The sequence below is a fragment of the Chryseobacterium culicis genome, from assembly GCF_900108365.1.
GTDB lineage: Bacteria > Bacteroidota > Bacteroidia > Flavobacteriales > Weeksellaceae > Chryseobacterium > Chryseobacterium culicis.
This window is the reverse complement of the sequence record NZ_FNWQ01000002.1, coordinates 99,054-115,744: the sequence shown is the minus strand read 5'-3', so window position 1 is coordinate 115,744 and position 16,691 is coordinate 99,054. Positions and strand designations below refer to the sequence as shown.

General features: G+C 39.4%; 14 protein-coding genes. 7 read left to right on the top strand and 7 right to left on the bottom strand.

The genetic code is table 11. The annotated features are described in order from the left end of the window. Window positions 1-122: 122 nt before the first annotated feature. Together BLW74_RS06835 and BLW74_RS06830 are read right to left on the bottom strand one after the other, a co-directional pair. Window positions 123-3,410 (bottom strand): TonB-dependent receptor, encoded by a 3,288-nt coding sequence (locus tag BLW74_RS06835; RefSeq protein ID WP_089690913.1) that lies wholly within the window; start codon window positions 3,408-3,410, stop codon window positions 123-125. A gap of 51 nt (window positions 3,411-3,461) precedes the next feature. Further along, window positions 3,462-4,409 (bottom strand): FecR family protein, encoded by a 948-nt coding sequence (locus tag BLW74_RS06830; protein ID WP_228424802.1) that lies wholly within the window; start codon window positions 4,407-4,409, stop codon window positions 3,462-3,464. Window positions 4,410-4,651: 242 nt separating this feature from the next. Between BLW74_RS06830 and BLW74_RS06825 the strand changes: the two genes are divergently transcribed. Beyond that, window positions 4,652-5,278 (top strand): RNA polymerase sigma factor, encoded by a 627-nt coding sequence (locus BLW74_RS06825; protein WP_089690909.1) that lies wholly within the window; start codon window positions 4,652-4,654, stop codon window positions 5,276-5,278. A 437-nt stretch (window positions 5,279-5,715) separates the two neighbouring features. Here the strand turns inward: BLW74_RS06825 and hxpB are convergent, their stop codons facing one another. Then, on the bottom strand, window positions 5,716-6,363 hold the full coding sequence (gene hxpB / locus BLW74_RS06820) for a hexitol phosphatase HxpB (RefSeq protein ID WP_089690907.1): 648 nt from the start codon (window positions 6,361-6,363) through the stop codon (window positions 5,716-5,718). A gap of 35 nt (window positions 6,364-6,398) precedes the next feature. Continuing rightward, window positions 6,399-7,019 carry a helix-turn-helix transcriptional regulator gene (locus BLW74_RS06815; RefSeq protein WP_089690905.1) on the bottom strand — a complete coding sequence of 207 codons (621 nt, stop codon included), beginning with the start codon at window positions 7,017-7,019 and terminating at the stop codon, window positions 6,399-6,401. Between the two features lie 193 nt (window positions 7,020-7,212). Here BLW74_RS06815 and BLW74_RS06810 point away from each other — a divergent pair, with 193 nt between their 5' ends. The 4 genes from BLW74_RS06810 (at window position 7,213) to BLW74_RS06795 (ending at window position 9,506) form a co-directional block, all read left to right on the top strand. Continuing rightward, on the top strand, window positions 7,213-7,839 hold the full coding sequence (locus BLW74_RS06810) for a superoxide dismutase (RefSeq protein ID WP_089690903.1): 627 nt from the start codon (window positions 7,213-7,215) through the stop codon (window positions 7,837-7,839). Between the two features lie 22 nt (window positions 7,840-7,861). Next, window positions 7,862-8,362, top strand: a complete 501-nt coding sequence (locus BLW74_RS06805) for a DUF2480 family protein (protein WP_089690901.1) — start codon at window positions 7,862-7,864, stop codon at window positions 8,360-8,362. 3 nt (window positions 8,363-8,365) lie between these two features. Next, entirely contained in the window at window positions 8,366-8,950 is a 585-nt protein-coding gene (locus BLW74_RS06800) for an NADPH-dependent FMN reductase (RefSeq protein ID WP_089690899.1), read from the top strand. 205 nt (window positions 8,951-9,155) lie between these two features. Beyond that, window positions 9,156-9,506, top strand: coding sequence for a 4Fe-4S dicluster domain-containing protein (locus tag BLW74_RS06795; RefSeq protein WP_089692571.1), 351 nt, complete (start codon window positions 9,156-9,158; stop codon window positions 9,504-9,506). Between the two features lie 159 nt (window positions 9,507-9,665). Here the strand turns inward: BLW74_RS06795 and BLW74_RS06790 are convergent, their stop codons facing one another. Together BLW74_RS06790 and BLW74_RS06785 are read right to left on the bottom strand one after the other, a co-directional pair. Beyond that, the gene (locus BLW74_RS06790; RefSeq protein WP_089690898.1) at window positions 9,666-10,613 is read right to left on the bottom strand and encodes a ketopantoate reductase family protein; all 948 of its coding nucleotides are present in this window, start codon (window positions 10,611-10,613) and stop codon (window positions 9,666-9,668) included. Between the two features lie 64 nt (window positions 10,614-10,677). After that, entirely contained in the window at window positions 10,678-11,259 is a 582-nt protein-coding gene (locus BLW74_RS06785; protein ID WP_089690896.1) for a Crp/Fnr family transcriptional regulator, read from the bottom strand. 178 nt (window positions 11,260-11,437) lie between these two features. Between BLW74_RS06785 and BLW74_RS06780 the strand changes: the two genes are divergently transcribed. Continuing rightward, the gene (locus BLW74_RS06780) at window positions 11,438-12,193 is read left to right on the top strand and encodes a helix-turn-helix domain-containing protein (RefSeq protein ID WP_089690892.1); all 756 of its coding nucleotides are present in this window, start codon (window positions 11,438-11,440) and stop codon (window positions 12,191-12,193) included. 24 nt (window positions 12,194-12,217) lie between these two features. Continuing rightward, the gene (locus BLW74_RS06775) at window positions 12,218-13,378 is read left to right on the top strand and encodes an FAD-dependent oxidoreductase (RefSeq protein ID WP_089690890.1); all 1,161 of its coding nucleotides are present in this window, start codon (window positions 12,218-12,220) and stop codon (window positions 13,376-13,378) included. Between the two features lie 111 nt (window positions 13,379-13,489). Here BLW74_RS06775 and BLW74_RS06770 read toward each other — a convergent pair whose 3' ends face one another. Continuing rightward, on the bottom strand, window positions 13,490-16,525 hold the full coding sequence (locus BLW74_RS06770) for a reprolysin-like metallopeptidase (protein WP_089690888.1): 3,036 nt from the start codon (window positions 16,523-16,525) through the stop codon (window positions 13,490-13,492). Window positions 16,526-16,691: the final 166 nt, after the last annotated feature.

Below are 16,691 nucleotides of genomic sequence, written 5' to 3'. Positions count from 1 at the left end.
TTTTTTCTTCACTGTACTGCTGTGCGCATCATCAGTATTATTTCAGTTTTGATCAGGTTCCCGAAACCTGTACGCCTCTATCTTAAGAGCTCTTTTTATATCATTTTGTCTGGTGTCTTATTTTAAAAAGTATAGTTCACACTCAGGCTGAATATTCTTCCGCTGTATGCCCGAAACATGATTTTATCAATGTTTTTATCATATCTGTCAGTGGCTCCGGGAAGAAGATCCCAGGCTTCTCTTTCTGTGCCTACATTACTTCCGCCTCCATTTTTTGCGGCGAGATAAGAGTTGAAATTGTTATAATATTCTTTTACCCTGTTGAAGAGATTTCTTACATTGAATTTCACTTCAAAATTTCTGTTACGAAGGAACTTATAAGAGATCTGGGCATCCGCTACGGCGTAAGGGCGCTGTATTTCCTCCCCTTTGTAAGCATATCCTACCGTAATGTATTGATCTCCTTTGGCGTTATACAAAAAACTCAATCCTAATCGGGTTCCGTCATAGATCAAACCCAGATTGTACGCATATGGAGTCTGCCCGTAAAGCGGCCTTTTAACTTCATAGGTTTCGTCATTATCACCTGTTTTATACAGGTCTTTAAAAGCTACTACCTTTGTATGGTTATAGGTAAAGTTTCCGCTGACGAAAAGTTTTTCCAGAAAAGTTCCGTCTGCTATAAAACCGAGGCTTTTTCTCACTTCAGCCTCCACTCCTATCAGCTTTGCATTTTTTGAATTTCCATTGTACAGAAACAGATTACCCTCACTGGAAATATGACCTTCACGTTCAATAGGTCTGTCAATATTTTTATAATACAACCCTGCAGAAAATATCTCACCAAGCCCTGGAAACCATTCAAATTTGAAATCATAATTATTAATTACAGAAGAGGTTAATTCGGTATTGTATATTAAACCATTGGCGATAGGATCAAAGTATGGCAGTCCTGTTCTTTCATTGAACTGAGGACGGATGACAGATTTGTTGTACGCCAGCCTGAGGTTGATCTTATGGGTAGGGCTGTACGTAAAATTCACGGATGGCATCCACTGCCAGGGTTTATCATCAATAGCTGTTCTGGTGATGTATTTAGAATCATTAGGATCCAGCTGCTGGGAAATCATATTGTACTTAAAATATTCTGCACGAAGTCCCCAGACCAGTCTTAATTTCTTCCAACGGTTATCAAACATCACAAAAACAGCGTGCTGGTCCACTTCTCCCTCATATCTGTCGTTTTTATAAAGAGCTCTTGTTTCCCATCCAATACCCCCCGGAACATAATGGGAACCATTGAACCAGTCAGCGAGAGAGCCATACATCGTCAAATAGTTCTTCTCGCTATTCGGAACGTTCCGGTTTTCATCAACGCGAAGAAAAAATTTCTGCTGTTGATTGGTATTGGTTTTTAGAGCGCCGGCATATCCGGTTTTGATGGTATTTTTAAAACTTCCGGCATCCATGTCCCATTTCACGGAAGCGCCATAGTTGTAATCTGTTTCCTTATTTTCAATATATCCTCTGTAGAAGTCCGCTCCCGAATTATAGATCTTATGGAAGGTCAGGATTTCACTTCCGATAAAATCATACCGGGTAATATACTGTGTATAATCTTTGGTGTCCGAGGCTACTCCTGTACGGGCTGCGAACCAACTGATCTCTGTATTCCCCATTTTATGATTTCCCTCTAATTTATTTTGTAAAAGGGTTTGAAAAATCGGATAATTGGTATTATCGGTATACGGTCTGTCTAAGTTTTTGATCTGAGCAGGATCATTATTAGGAATGACTCCATTGTAGAAATAATTATATGCTAATTCTGCATTGGCTGCCATTCCACTTCCGGTTGAGTACTCATTCCAGCCTGTTACTCTTGTCAGGGTATTATCAAAAATATGGGTATATGAATTACGGAAAGAGATTCTGTTTTTTCCAAACTGCCATCCGAAGTTCAGCATTCCGGCCAGCGTAGAATTATAATTGTAGGAAGCTCCGCTGTTTTTAAAATTGTAGAATGGAATCTGCCCGCCGGCATCAGGCATTCCCGTTGTATCCAGCCAGTTTCCTCTTCCTGTATGGTCAATATCCAGTTTATTCTGTTCATTTCTGATAACAAATGCTCCGGCAAATCCCCATTTATTACTGTTTTTAAGAGTGTAAGTTCTACCTAAGGCCAGCTGAATGTTAGACCCCATGTCACCTCTTGTTTTGTAGGTACTGAAATTATCACTGGTAAACTGTCTGGATTGTTCAAAAAACCTGGGGTCTGTCCTGTTCATTGGCTCAAGTCCTTTGGGGAAATCCCTGGTTCCATCATCATACCCGAAATAATCATACTTTCCGCGTTTACGGGTGAGAAATTCTTTGAATGCCGACTGATCATTATAAGAGGTTCCCATGGTTACCGTTGTAAAGTTTTCATTGGGAATATCTTTTGTTCTCACTTCCACATAGCCTCCTGCAAAGCTGGCATTCATATCCGGTGTTGCAGATTTGCTTACCACCACACTTTCTACCATTGCTGTAGGGATGATATCAAATGAAAAGTTCTGATTATAGGCTTCCGTACTGGGCAGGTTAATGCCGTCCATCGCTGCGGTGTTCCAGCGTTCTCCCATTGATCTTACCACCACATATTTGTTATCAATCGTAGTGATTCCTGTTACCCTTTTCAATGTTCCTCCTACATCGCTGTCCGGAGTTTTTGAAATCTGTTCTGCTGAAATACCGTCACTCATCTGGGCTGCTTTCTTCTGCTGGGCAAGAAGTCCTGCCTGGGTATCTGCTTTACGGGATGCAGTAATTTTAACTTCTTTAATATCGGTAATCTTATCCGAAGCTTTGTTTAGTGCAAAGGAAACGGAATTGGTTTCTCTGTTTGTAACAGATAATCTTTCAACCTTCAGCGTATTATATCGGGAAGCTTTTATAGTAAGGGTGTAAGTTCCCGAAGGAAGATCTACTGTAAAATCTCCGTTATTGTCTGTGATCACGGTTTTCTGAGCGATATTCACTTCTGCTCCGGTAATGGGATTTCCCACCTCATCTACTATTTTACCGGAAATACGTCCGTTTCCCGGTACGGAAATGTTTGAACCTTCATATTTTACAGAAATAAGGTCACCATGCAGACGGTATAGTACAGGAAGTCCGCTGGTAATATCCTTCAGGCAGTTGTTCACGGAAGTATTTTCACATTTCACTCCTCTTACCTTCAGCTCTTTAATATCCACTTTAGAATAAGCGAGTCTCATCCCTGTTTTTCCGGCAAATTCTTCTAAAACTTCAATCAGCGGTCTGTTGGCCGGTACGGAAAATGTTACTTTCTGAACCAGTTCCTGAGCCTCTGCGGCTACCGTAAAAAATAAGGCTGCTATGGTTATCCCACATTTCAAACTTTTCATACTTAATAGTGTTCTCTTGATTATGATTATTTAATTTTTTTGAATATTGATTTATTTTGTAAGGATATAGGTGTTTTCTTTTTTCTGTACTTCCAGCCCCAGAATAAAGGCCAGTGATTCTATATTTTCACCCACAGTGCCTCCGGTAAAATCTGCGGTGATCTTTTTATCTTCGGCATCCTTAGGATAGAGAACCTTTGTTCCGTAACTGTTTTCCAGCACTGCGACCACTTCTTTCAGAGGAACATCATTAAAGCTTAAGGACAATATTGCGGGAACTTTACCTGCTGAGTTCTTTACTGGCTTCAATGAAACAATTGCTGTGGTATGAGCAATCCCGAAATTGGTCCATTTCTGATTAGGTGTAAGGAAAGAAACCGGAACGCCCGGAGATGATACGGCAACCTTCCCTTCATAAAGATCAACTGCTTTTTTCTTCCCTGATTGTGAGATTTTAAATACCGTTCCCAATACTTTAGTACTGAAACCATCTGCACGAACAATGAAAGGATGTGTTTTCGACTTCGCTACAGAAAAGATGGCATCTCCTTTCAGATCCACAATCCTTGTAGAAGCAGGAAATGACTGGGCTACCGTCAACTCAGCGCCCGGCAAAAGCGTAACTACCGATCCGTCTTCAAGATGTACCGTTTTGTTTTCATATTTTGCAAAGTATACATGTGGCTTAGTGAAAGCTGTGTACGTGAAAATGCAGCCAAGTGATAAAAGCAGAATAATAACGGCCGCAATTTTATAAAAATGGGTTTTAAAACTTTTTGCAGACCGTATATCTCTTTGAGGAAAATAATGTTCCAGTCCGGATAATATCCTTTCTCTGGATTCTTTAAGATGAGCAATATCCAGGTCTTTTTCTGCAATGATTTTCCATTGCTTTAAAAGCTCATTTTCTTTTTCAGAAATGTTATCTTCTGAAACTTCCCGTTCCCAAAGTCTGAAAACAAAGGCTTCAATATTTTTATAGGTCAAGCGTTTTTTCATAGAGTCTTTCATCGTATTCACAGATACTTCTATGTATAAGACTTTGAAAATGAAAAACTTCCCCGGCGCATTCTTAATATTATATTCACATTTACATTAAATTGTTAATAATTTTCGTTGTTTTTCACATTTACCCAACATTAACCTCTGATTTCGGGCCGTTTTTTCAGAAATAATTAATCTTAACCCACCCAAAGTTCACAAAAAGTTAATTTTCCTTTAGGTAATTTTGTCACTACAATATGAGCGCAACAGACTATACATTATTAAAGAAAATAAAATCAGGCGACCGCCCTGCATTTATGCTGCTGTATGACCGATACTGGGATAGTTTGTATCGTTTTGTTTTTGTACGGACACGGGATAAAGAAGTCTCTGAAGAAATTCTTCAGAATCTATGGATGAAGATTCTTGAGAATACAGATGTGATACAGACTGATGATGCAGAAAGTGCAAGAGGGTATCTTATCCGCCATCTTCATTATCGTATCATTGATTTTTATAACAGCTACAAAAAAACACCACCTACCTTAAGTATTGATGAACTGGATATTCCCAATGAAATTGAAATTGCAGATTCTGAGTATTATGAAATCCTCGAGGAGAATGAGATCAGTGATCTTTTATCCATGATTGATGAGGTAGTTTCCCAGCTTTCTTCTACAGAACAGCAGGTATATGATATGAGAATCCGCAAAAACAGGTCTGTACATGAAACTGCAGAAGCACTGGGAATCAGCAATAAGACCGTAAGTAACAAATTAAGCAAAGCTTTGGGAGAAATCCGCGAGAAACTCAATCCGGAATATCAGTCATCTAAAAAATTGGTTTCTATTCTGCTTCTGATGGAGGTTCTGACGAGGAATTGAGATGCGGGGTGCGCAATTTGCTGCGCAGTCAATCGTCAATTTTTACGATCATTAATAAAATCAAAGCAAAGCGGATTGACCACTCACATTCATAATTATTCGTCAATGGTAAGTTTGCTTCGCAGTCAATCGTGAATAATTAATTGCTGATTAGAAATACCTGCATACAAAAACGAATAGTTTACCCTTAACCTCAAATCACGCAACCCAGAACCTCGAACTTACAAAAAATTCACAGCAAAGCGGATTGACCACTCACATTCATAATTATTCGTCAATTGTCAGTTTGCTGCGCAGTCAATCGTGAATAATTAATTGCTGATTAGAAATACCTGCATACAAAAACGAATAGTTTACCCGTAACCTCAAATCACGCAACCCAGAATCTCGAACTTACAAAAAATTCACAGCGAAGCGGATTCACCATTCACCATTCGTTATTCAACCAATACGGCTGGAAAACCTTCATTAAAATCTAAGATTTTAAAATCGGCAAGATTTGAATGCATGCTTTCATCACTGTTAGTGAAAATTATGGTCTGCATTCCGGCCGCTTTTGCTGCTTTCAATCCGGAATGGCTGTCTTCAATAGCAATACAGTGTTCGGGAGAAACCCCCAGGTTTTTCGCGGAAGTAAGATATACGGCCGGATGAGGTTTTCCCTGTGTTTCAAATTCCGATGAGTGAACAGCATCAAACAGATGACGAACCTGAAGTTTATCAAGAACCACATGTGCTACACGCAAAGGAGCATTAGTGGCCAATCCTATTTTATACTCATTATTTTTAAGATTTTTAATAAACTCCTGCACTCCGGACATTGTACAGTCTTGGTTTTGTATCATTTCGATCACTCTGGTGACTACTTTATTTTCTAAATCAGAGGAATCAAAATTCTCCCACGGAAATCTTTCATACCAGAATTCTGTGACTTGCTGAGTGGTCATATATCTGGTTTGTGCCGCCAGTTCATCCGTAACCTGTACTCCATACGATGAAAATACATCAAGTTCTGCCTGCGTCCAGAATTTTTCTGAGTCTATCAGCACTCCGTCCATATCAAATATTACTGCTTTTAAAGCCATCTTTGAATGATAAATTATAAGTTGTGAATAATGAATTACTGGCTGATTTTATAAACACAGCGCTGTCCTCCGGAAATAATATGATCTACTCTTTCCACTTTGTAATCCTTTCCTATCAAAGACTGGAAATTGGATAGCTCAGCACGGCAAAAGCCTTGGCATTCCGTTGCAGCAGCACAGATCGGGCAATGGTTTTCAATCAGAAAATAAGTATCACCTTCTTTCTTCCATTCTGCCATATAACCCTCATCACTCCGGACTTTTGCAAGGGATTCAAGGCGCTGTTCCAGAGATTCTGTATTGGAGAGTATTTTTTCGTACCGGTCGTGAGTATTTTTTTCGCGATCGCTGATTAAAAGGTTTAAAGCATTTTCGCCCAAAAGATTTTTCACTGATTTCAAAATCTGAACCGTCACATCTGCATGGGTATCCGGAAACTGAGCCAACCCCTTCTCAGTAAGGGTATAGTAAGTAGACGGACGGCCTACTCCCTCACTCTTCACCGAGGAACGGATCAGTCCTTCCTGAGCCAGGTTCAGCAGATGTTTTCTGGCGCCTTCTTTGGTGATCGACAATTCTTCAGCGATAAGAAGCGATGTAGCCTCACCTCTCATCTTTAAAAACATCAAAATACGATCCGCAGCCGGCTTCTTCATTTGACAATATTTAGGTTGTTTTATTTTTCAACAACAAATATAGTCATTTTCTATAACTCAATAAAATCAAGCTTAAATTAAACAATTTCAATGCAGTAAACAACCAAAACACAACATTAATAAAACAAATTAAAAGTTGTTTTATTAAAATATATTTTTACCTTTGCGATATAGTAATCAAAAAAATAAAACGATGAACCCATTTACATTACCCCAGTTACCTTACGCTTATGATGCCCTGGTACCTTTTATTGATAAAGAAACAATGACGATCCACCATCAAAAGCATCACCAGGCTTACGTAGACAATCTGAATACTGCCCTGGCACAGGCTAATGAAACTAATCCTGATCTTGATTCCTTACTGCAAAGAATCAGCGAATACAGTCCGGCGGTAAGAAATAATGGGGGCGGTCACTATAATCACTCCTTATTCTGGGAAATCCTTTCGCCGAAACCCCAACTTACTCCTGAAGGTATCCTGCACAATGCTATTACAGCTACTTTCGGAAATCTTGAACATCTGAAATCAGAAATGAAAAAAACAGGTTTAGCTCAGTTTGGTTCCGGATGGGTGTGGCTTTTTGTAAAATTTAACGGATCTCTGGCGATCAGTTCTACTCCTAATCAGGACAATCCGATGATGGATATTCTTTCGATGAACAGAGGTTTTCCTATTATTGGAATAGACGTCTGGGAGCATGCCTATTATCTGAATTATCAGAATAAACGTGCTGATTATCTGGATGCCTTCTGGTCGGTACTGGACTGGTCTGCAGTTGAAAAAAAATATGAAGAAGCTCTATCAAAAGTAAGATAATGAACCCGTAATATAATAAAGTATGACTGAGGAAAAATTTATCAATAAAGCAAAGGCTTCAGGCATTATTGCTCTTGACCTTTCGGACTACAGGCCAACTACGGAAATTGTAGAATTTGATATCAAGGATCATCTTTTCATGGGAATGATTGTGAAGGAAAAAGAATTTAAAGAATCAATTGCTGCAGTGGATTTTTCTGTATACAACGAAAAAGCAGTAGGAATTATCTGTTCTACAGATGCTGTCATCCCGCCCTGGGCCTATATGCTGATTATGGAAAAATTATCTCCTTATGCGTCTTATGCTGACTTAAACAATGCGGAAACCATTCTGCTCGATCTCTGGAAACGCCGTCTTATCTATGCGGATCTGAAGCAGTATAGAAATCAGAAAGTGGTAGTTCGTGCCAATACCAATTATGATCCTGCTTTGTATTTATTAGCTGCCGGATTATTGAAGCCTTTGGTAAAAAGCCTGATGTATGGTGAGATAGGATTACCCAAAGTAATTTTTAAACAATAAAAAATGAAAGCAATTATCTTCAACGGATCGCTGGAAAGAAGAACCTTATCGACTTCCGGACTGATTTCGCAGTATTTCTCAGAACGTCTGAAACAGCAGGGAATTCAGACTGATATTTTTACGCTTGCAGATTCCGGTATTCCTTTATTTGATGTTACCCTTACTAAAACTCCTCTGGCAGTAGAACGAATGACCCAGATGTTTACGGATGCCGATATTCATATCTGGCTGGCTCCCCTTTATCATGGCAGCATTCCCGGAGTAATGAAAAACTGCCTGGACTGGCTTGAAGTAACTGCCGACCGATATGAACCTTATCTTACGGATAAAACCGTCGGGCTGGTTTGCTGGGCTGATGGCCTGCAGGCTATGCAGGGAATCAACACTATGGATTCTATTGCTAAATCCTTACGTGCGTGGCCATTGCCATTCAGTGTTCCTATTGTAAGATCGTCATTATTTGCTTCTGACAGCTCAACTGAAATTTCGGACCTCTATTCCGGTAAGTTTGATAAGCTTATCCGCATTGCAACTTCCAAAAAAATAGAAAGTATCAATTCTTCAGATGTACTGCGCCCGGAAGATTAGCTTCCAAATTCATTTCAGATTCCTAAAGGATGATCTATCTGTAGAAGTTACTGCTTATTAATGAGTTAAAAATAAAAATTAGCACGCTTTATGCTTCTTATTTGTAAAGAACAGTGTTGAACTGCTTTAATTAAGTTTAGTGGGGGTTTCCTATCCGTCCGACGTTGAGGAAATCCCCTTTATCAATCTTTTAAATCCAGATTATATGGCGATAAAAATAACGGATGCCTGTATCAACTGTGGAGCCTGCGAACCTGAATGCCCCAATTCAGCCATTTACGAGGGTGCCATCGACTGGCGCTGGAAAGACAAGACCAGACTTTCGGGACATATAACATTTCCTGATGGTACTGAAGGTGATGCTGATGCTTATCATCCGGCTGTTTCGGATGAGGTTTATTATATTGTTTCCGGAAAATGTACGGAATGCAAAGGTTTTCACGATGAACCCCAATGTAAAGCGGTATGCCCTGTAGACTGCTGTGTGGATGACCCCGATCACCGGGAAACGGAAGAGGTTTTATTGGACCGGCAGAAGTTTATGCACAGCGCTTAGATATTCTGCTCAGGTAATAACAGATTCCTGTTGGTTATAGAAGAAGTCAGAGAATTTTTAAAATTTCTATCTTTTATATTTAATTTCAATAAAGGCGGGTTTAGACCTGGTCATGGTCGGAAGAAATTTCCGACCATTTTTATGTTTTTTAATTGGGCTTTACCTTAGACGTATTTTCTCTTTGATCTCATTGTATATTTTTTGAGTAAAAGGGGTTTCTACACCTTCCTCAATCCCATATTTCAGCACTGCTCCGGCAAATAATTCCAGCTCATTATCTTTCTTTCCTGAATTGATATCAAGCTGTAAAGAAGTAGGGGTTTCAAAAGGAAACATAGAAGATTTTTCTAAAGTAGCAGTAATGATATCGTCCTGCAGATCAATTCCTTTCTTAGCTGCAATCCGCTGTATTTCGTTCATGATTCCTGCAGCTTCGCTCTTCTGCTGTTCATCAGTACGAACGGCTCCCATAGAAGAATTATATTTGGCGGTCACCAATCCGAAGCTCGCGATGAAAATGAATTTTGTCCAGATCGCATGCAGCGAATTATCTTTAAACTCAAATTCGATTTTACTTTCGCTCAATACATCTTTAACCCATTCTACCGGAGCAGAAAAATGTTCAGGATCTCTTCCTACAATAATTTTGCCCGGGCTTCCTTTGTGCTCTACAATTCCTCTTTCTTTAATATGGGAAGCTACGTATACACAGGTGGGAAGAACGACATGATCCGGAATTACAGTACGTATCCTGTCGTAGATATCTACTCCGTTCATCATTGGAAGCAGTACGGTATCTCTGCTGATAACCGGCAGTAATTGTCTGCAGACATTTTCAAGGTCATATTCTTTTACACCAATCAAAACAAGATCCGCATTTTTGATTTCACTGATGTTCTCTACTACAGCATCAGGACGGGTGTTTGAATTGGAATGCTCAGGAGAAACCAAAGTCAATCCATTTTCTTTTACCTTCTTATACGTTTCACCTCGGGCAACAAAAGAAACGTTATATTTTCCACTTGTTTCATTGGTTTGATTGATTTTAAAACCAAAATAACCGCCTACGCCACCCAATCCTACTACAACAATATGTTTTTTATTCATGAAATTATTTTTAAGCAAAGATCAGGGATGATTTCTGAACAATCACTTGACAAATGAAAAGAAATTACAGTTTATGAATATCTCTTCTGATCCGGCTCAGGGAACTGTCTTTGATTCCAAGATAGGAAGCAATCACCTTCAAAGGAACATGTTTAAAAATTTCAGGATCTTTCTTCATCAGATTAAAATATCTTGTAGAAGCTTTCTGGCTGGCCATTTCAATCAGCCTGTCGTGAATATTATAATAATTTAGAACAAAGAGAAGCCTGCTGAACTCCCTGAATTCAGGAATAGTATGGAAATTGTGCTGCACATTTTCCAATCCGGTCTCCCAAAAAACACATTCAGTCACCGTCTGGTATATTTCTTTGGCAGGCTGCTGTCTGAAAAAGGACAGAAAATCATTAACAAAACAGGGCGCTCTGTAAATATTGGTGGTAATTTCCTCATTATCCTCATTCAGTATGTATGAACGTACATAACCTTTTTCCAAAAAATAGGTTTTGGTGCTGATCGCATCCTTATGTATTAAAACAGTGTGTGCTTTTAATTCAAAATAGCTGAATTTTTCAGTGATTTTTTCGACTACCTCAGCTTTGATACTGAATAAAGAATGGAAGTAGGTATTAAGTGATGATTTGTCCATTAAAGTCTCGTCAAAATCTGTTTTTTGAGCAGTCTAAAATAATGATAATTCCCGGAAGTACGGATACCGAGATTTATTTCACCGGATGCGAATAACATTGAATTTCAAAGGACTTGCTGATGTATCGCGAATTTTTGTAATTTTCTTCGTTGAAAATCCGAATTAACGGACAATAATTATGGATGCTGATTTCACCTATACCTTCATTGAACCGGACCGCGAAATCGCAGATTTCGTTGAAAATCTGGGAACTTTTCAGAATCTTTCGGATAAGGCTAAAGAAGTGGTGATCATTCCTGATGGAAGGATCGATTTGTTTTTCTCGAAGTCTGCTTCAGAATCATTTCACATTACCCTTCTCGGACTGGAAACATACCCTGAGCAAAGAGATATTGCTGCGCATACAACTGCTTTTGTGGTCAGCTTCAAGCCTCTTGCCGTAGAATATATTTTACAAACTTCGATCGCAGATTTACTGAATATCGGAAAAGAGCTTTCTCCTGATTTCTGGAATTTTACAGCTGATGATTTAAATGATTTTAGTTACTGTTGCACAAAAGCTATGGAGAAGATAAAAGAGCTGCTTCCCCTGAAAACAGATGAAAGAAAACGCCGGCTTTTTGAGTTGGTGTATGCCTCAAAAGGTGAAATGAGCGTGCAGGAACTTTCTGAAAGAACAGGCTGGAGCAGCCGACAGATCAACCGCTATTTTACCAGGCAGCTTGGTTTATCATTAAAAGCCTACTCTACTATTTTGCGTTTCCGGGCATCGCTGGAACATATTGCGCAGGGAAGACTTTTTCCGGAACTTAATTATACTGATCAGAATCATTTCATCAAGGAGGTGAAAAAATTCTCAGGAGTTCCTCCCAAAGAATTATCCAAAAATAAAAACGACCGATTTGTACTATTATCCGTATTGAAAGGAAAATAAATTTGCATTGTAAAATTTAAAACAATGCTGATAGAAAATAAATCAATAGCAATTATTGGTGGTGGTCCTGCAGGGCTTACACTGGCAAGACTTTTACAACTGAAAGGAGCAGACGTAAAAGTATACGAAAGAGACTTTGACAAACATGCTCGGGTTCAGGGCTCTCCTCTTGATATGCATGAAGATTCCGGGCTGGCGGCCATCCGTAAAGCAGAACTATTGGGGGAATTTAAAAAGTCTTTTCGCCCCGGTGCAGACAGAACGCTAATCATGAATGAAAAGGCTGAAGTATTTTTTAACGATCATGAGACAAAACCTGAGGAAGATTTTGGTCAAGAACATTTCCGTCCGGAAATAGACCGTGGTCCGTTAAGAAATATGCTTTTAGATGCTCTTCGACCTGAAACGGTTGTCTGGGACAGCCATTTTCTCGCCATGGAACCTATGGGTGAAGGCTGGCTGATGCATTTCAAAAACGGAAACTCAGCGTATGCAGATCTTGTTGTTGCCGGAGACGGAGCCAATTCTAAAATCCGGTCTTACCTTACGGATATTAAGCCTGTTTATTCGGGAATTATTATGCTGGAAGGAAATGTTTCCAAAGAAAATGCACCTCAGATTGATGCTTTAATCAAAGGCGGGAAAATAATGGCATTCGGAAATACACAAAATATTCTGCTGGGACAGAAAGGCAACGGAGATCTTGGATTTTATGCAAGCTTTAAAGCTGATGAAAACTGGGCTGCAGACAGTGGTCTTGATTTTTCTGATAATGCTCAGATGCTGCAATGGTTTCAAAATGAATATTCAGGATGGAGTTCTGTCTGGGAAGAACTTTTTAGAAAGGCAAAAACACCTTTTATTCCCCGACTGATCTACTCCATGCCTCTGGACCAGACCTGGGAGGCTCAGTCTAATCTGACATTGATAGGTGATGCAGCTCACGTGATGCCTCCTTTTGCAGGAGAAGGTGCTAATATGGCGATGCTGGATGCGCTTGAGCTGAGTGAATATTTAACGGACGGCCGTTACCACACTTTACAGGAAGCGATTTCCAATTACGAACAGACAATGCGGAAAAGAGCAGCTATTGCTACTAAGGAATCTCTTGAGAACGGAGAACGGATGCATTCTGAAACATCATTAACCACTATGCTTGATTTTTTTAATAGCCATCTGGATTAATTAATAACCGTCAAAAGGCTGCCTTCTGTTGAAGACAGCCTTTTTTCCCTCTTGAAATAATTCTTTTTCTCTCCGCTTTTAGATCCTGATACGGAGATTCATTCGTGCCGTTTATTTTTTGATTAATTTGGTGTTATAAGTATTTTTCTCATCTTGTATTGTTACCACGTACATTCCTTTTACCAGTGACGCGACGTTAATTTTTCCTTCAATCTTACCTTCCTGAACAAGTCTTCCGTCTGCACTGTAGATTTTGTAATCCGCTTTACCTTTCAGATTCTTCACTTCTACAAATGTATCTGCAGGGTTAGGGTAAATAGATACTTCTGATGACCTGGTGTCTTTTATTTCTCGCACTGCAAGATTAGCATTTTCTGAAATTTTCACAGAAAAATCTCTGAAAGATCCTACCGAAACGATTCCTCCTCCATTTACAGGTACAGTAGGGCTTCCACAAGGTCCGCTAGCTGCATTAAAGAAAGTACTTGCCACTCTCATTCTCAATAATTTATCACCAGAATATGCAGTATCAGGCACTGTAAAGGTGACATCACCATCACGAAGATAAGCCTGAGCTGCGGCAGCATAGAAAGGAAGAGCTCCACTCGTTGCTACTTTTTCAGAGCTTTCGAATACTCCGTTTCTGTTATAATCGATCCAGATTTCAAGCCAGTCATTATAATTTCCTCCTGCAAGGTTTCTGAAGCTTGCTGTGTATGGTGTTCCTTTTGTCAGGTTTACAACTTTGGTTGCATCCTCACTAAAGTCGAGGTAGGTTTTATAAACATCTAATCCTGTATATACATAGGCCAGGTTAGATAATGTTAATCTAACAAGACCGCTGTTAAAGCTGCCGCCATTTCCTCCTGTAGTCATTAAACAATAATCTGTACCTGTTCTCAGACCTTTGGTTTTGAAGGAATAATTAGTTGAGAATGCACCCGGAACATTATTTACAACAGCAGCCACCTGCACTTCATAATTGGTTTCATCTTCCAGATTTGATAATAATACCGAATTTGCAGTGCTTGTTGTATTCAACCAGCTTGCTGCTCCTGCTTTTCTGTAGTTCACAGAATAAGTAGCTCCTGATACTTTATTCCAGGATATTCTTGCGGTTGTTTTAAACACTTCTGTATCTATCGCAGAAACTCCTGTTGGAGCAGCTGTAGTAGAAGTAGGAGCTGTCCCTACTGTTACCGCTGGAGATACAGCATAGAAAATATTACCAATTGCTGATATTCTTAATTTAACAGCACCAGTTACATTCGCCGGCATTTGTACAGTATAGCTTCCTGTGTTAGGGGTAGAAGCTACCAGGTCCGTCCAAGTAGTTCCGTTATTGGTAGTATAGTCTATTTTTACAGAAGCTACATTATAGGGGGCGTTATTGGTGTTTGCGGGATCCCATGTGATTGTATTGGAAGCATCATTATATAAAACAGAGGTTGTGGTAAGCCCGCTGAATTTGAAAGGTCCGTCAGCACCAACTGTTATTACTGTTTCCGCAGTGGAGGTCATTGGCCTTACGGCGTTTTGATCTCTTACAGTTACTGCATAATTTAACGTTCTTGGGATGTAGGAAACAGTTTCCCATACCTGCTTGTCTGTCAATTTGCCATTCACAACTGTTTCCAGCTTCGGGAAATATCTTCTGCCGTTAGCTGTTCCCGGCAATGATCTTGCAATGGCTCCTTCTGCATTGTATCCCCATCCGCTGTCTCCTGAAATAGAATTTCTGTCTCCTACACTATTATATTGTTCCCATGTATAATTCATCAGATCACCTTCCGCGTCTGCTGCTACTGCGTCCAGGTAATAAGCAGTTCCTTTTGGTATAGAATAATTAACCAGCGGTGTAATCACCGGTGCAGTATTGTTAATGATATCAGCAGCAAAACCGCAGCCTATTTTGGATTCAAGGTTATTTAATACCTGAGAAATAGATTTATAATGAAAATATCCGTCCATATTTGCCTGAATATTGTCTTGTGTAATCCCAGGATATCCCATAATTGTTGTTCCTCCCCAAGGCTCCACATTAGCATTTGAACCTTCAGTTCTCATAGAAAAGGTATGATTGGCGCCCAACTGGTGCCCCATTTCATGAGCTGCCATTAAATCAAATACTTCTCCTACCGGATCAGGGCTCATTGAAAAAGCAGATCCTTTTCCTAGAGAAGTATTTGTTGCAGGATTGGTACAAACAATTCCGATTCCTCCTGCATTTCCATTTCTGCTTTGTCCTGCATTGCGGTGAAATACGTGTCCGATATCATAGTTAGCATTTCCTACCTCTGCTGTAAGTTTTTGCTGTAACTGTAAGTTTAGAGACGGATCAGTTGCAACGGCCTGAGGGGTATAAAAATCAGTAGCAGGATCAGTATAAATAATTCCAGGAAGATCAAGAACATTAAAATGAGCTCCAAAGTCTCTCTCAAAAATCCCATTAATTCTTGTCATTGTATTATTGATGGCAGCAATGGCTCCGGCAGGTGTACCGCCATGAAATTGTGTATATTCACCGGTAGCAGCCATAGCCATTCTGAAAGTTCTGTATTTGGTATTCGTAGGTCGGTTGGTAATTCCTACGTTGGAAAGCATTTTTTTCCCGTTTTCCACCAGCTTATCAATATCTTTAAGATCATGGTCCGTATCACATTCAAACCCATGCATATCACCTTTTTCTTTGGTTTTATAAAAAACTCCGTAAGTTTGTTTATCAGCAGAGATGGGCTCTATAAACTGAAATATACCATCCCTGATGATCATAGACTGCATGTCATTGGGTGATGTACTGAATCTTAAGTATTTAGCAGGGTCATCCACTCCTATTCCTACATAGGATCCTAACTGATACTTTTCTACCAGAGATTTATCCATTACAGGATTGCTGTACACGGAAAATTTTTCTATCTTTCCTTCTGCTGTAGGCAAAGAAATAACAACAGGTCTGGCATTTTTACCGGTTTCTTCAGCATTTTTAAGAAGTTCTCGCAAAGATTTCAGATCTACCCTATACGAGTATTGTACTTCCACACCTTCTCTGATCTGAGAGGATTTTTGAGAAACAGACTCCCATCTCTGAGCTTTGAAAACGGTAAAACAAGACGCTAGCGCGCAAACTAATAAAATTCTTTTTTTCATAAATTAATTTAAAGGTATTTTGGAGAGCATGCTGCGAATAGAATAGTATTCAAATCTCCTTTCATTCAGGCAAATGTTATCATCAGTTCAACAAAACGATATTTATCATACAATATTCACAACAAAGCTGATTACAAAACTTATCTATTTTGAATAAAAAACAAAA

Excerpts from the sequence above, each read along its gene's own strand:
- BLW74_RS06770 (WP_089690888.1), bottom strand. The coding sequence starts at position 16,525 with ATGAAAAAAAGAATTTTATTAGTTTGCGCGCTAGCGTCTTGTTTTACC.
- BLW74_RS06785 (WP_089690896.1), bottom strand. The coding sequence starts at position 11,259 with ATGGACAAATCATCACTTAATACCTACTTCCATTCTTTATTCAGTATC.
- BLW74_RS06830 (WP_228424802.1), bottom strand. The coding sequence starts at position 4,409 with ATGAAAAAACGCTTGACCTATAAAAATATTGAAGCCTTTGTTTTCAGA.
- BLW74_RS06800 (WP_089690899.1), top strand. The coding sequence starts at position 8,366 with ATGAAAGCAATTATCTTCAACGGATCGCTGGAAAGAAGAACCTTATCG.
- BLW74_RS06790 (WP_089690898.1), bottom strand. The coding sequence starts at position 10,613 with ATGAATAAAAAACATATTGTTGTAGTAGGATTGGGTGGCGTAGGCGGT.
- BLW74_RS06835 (WP_089690913.1), bottom strand. The coding sequence starts at position 3,410 with ATGAAAAGTTTGAAATGTGGGATAACCATAGCAGCCTTATTTTTTACG.
- hxpB (WP_089690907.1), bottom strand. The coding sequence starts at position 6,363 with ATGGCTTTAAAAGCAGTAATATTTGATATGGACGGAGTGCTGATAGAC.
- BLW74_RS06775 (WP_089690890.1), top strand. The coding sequence starts at position 12,218 with ATGCTGATAGAAAATAAATCAATAGCAATTATTGGTGGTGGTCCTGCA.
- BLW74_RS06815 (WP_089690905.1), bottom strand. The coding sequence starts at position 7,019 with ATGAAGAAGCCGGCTGCGGATCGTATTTTGATGTTTTTAAAGATGAGA.
- BLW74_RS06795 (WP_089692571.1), top strand. The coding sequence starts at position 9,156 with ATGGCGATAAAAATAACGGATGCCTGTATCAACTGTGGAGCCTGCGAA.
- BLW74_RS06780 (WP_089690892.1), top strand. The coding sequence starts at position 11,438 with ATGGATGCTGATTTCACCTATACCTTCATTGAACCGGACCGCGAAATC.
- BLW74_RS06825 (WP_089690909.1), top strand. The coding sequence starts at position 4,652 with ATGAGCGCAACAGACTATACATTATTAAAGAAAATAAAATCAGGCGAC.
- BLW74_RS06805 (WP_089690901.1), top strand. The coding sequence starts at position 7,862 with ATGACTGAGGAAAAATTTATCAATAAAGCAAAGGCTTCAGGCATTATT.
- BLW74_RS06810 (WP_089690903.1), top strand. The coding sequence starts at position 7,213 with ATGAACCCATTTACATTACCCCAGTTACCTTACGCTTATGATGCCCTG.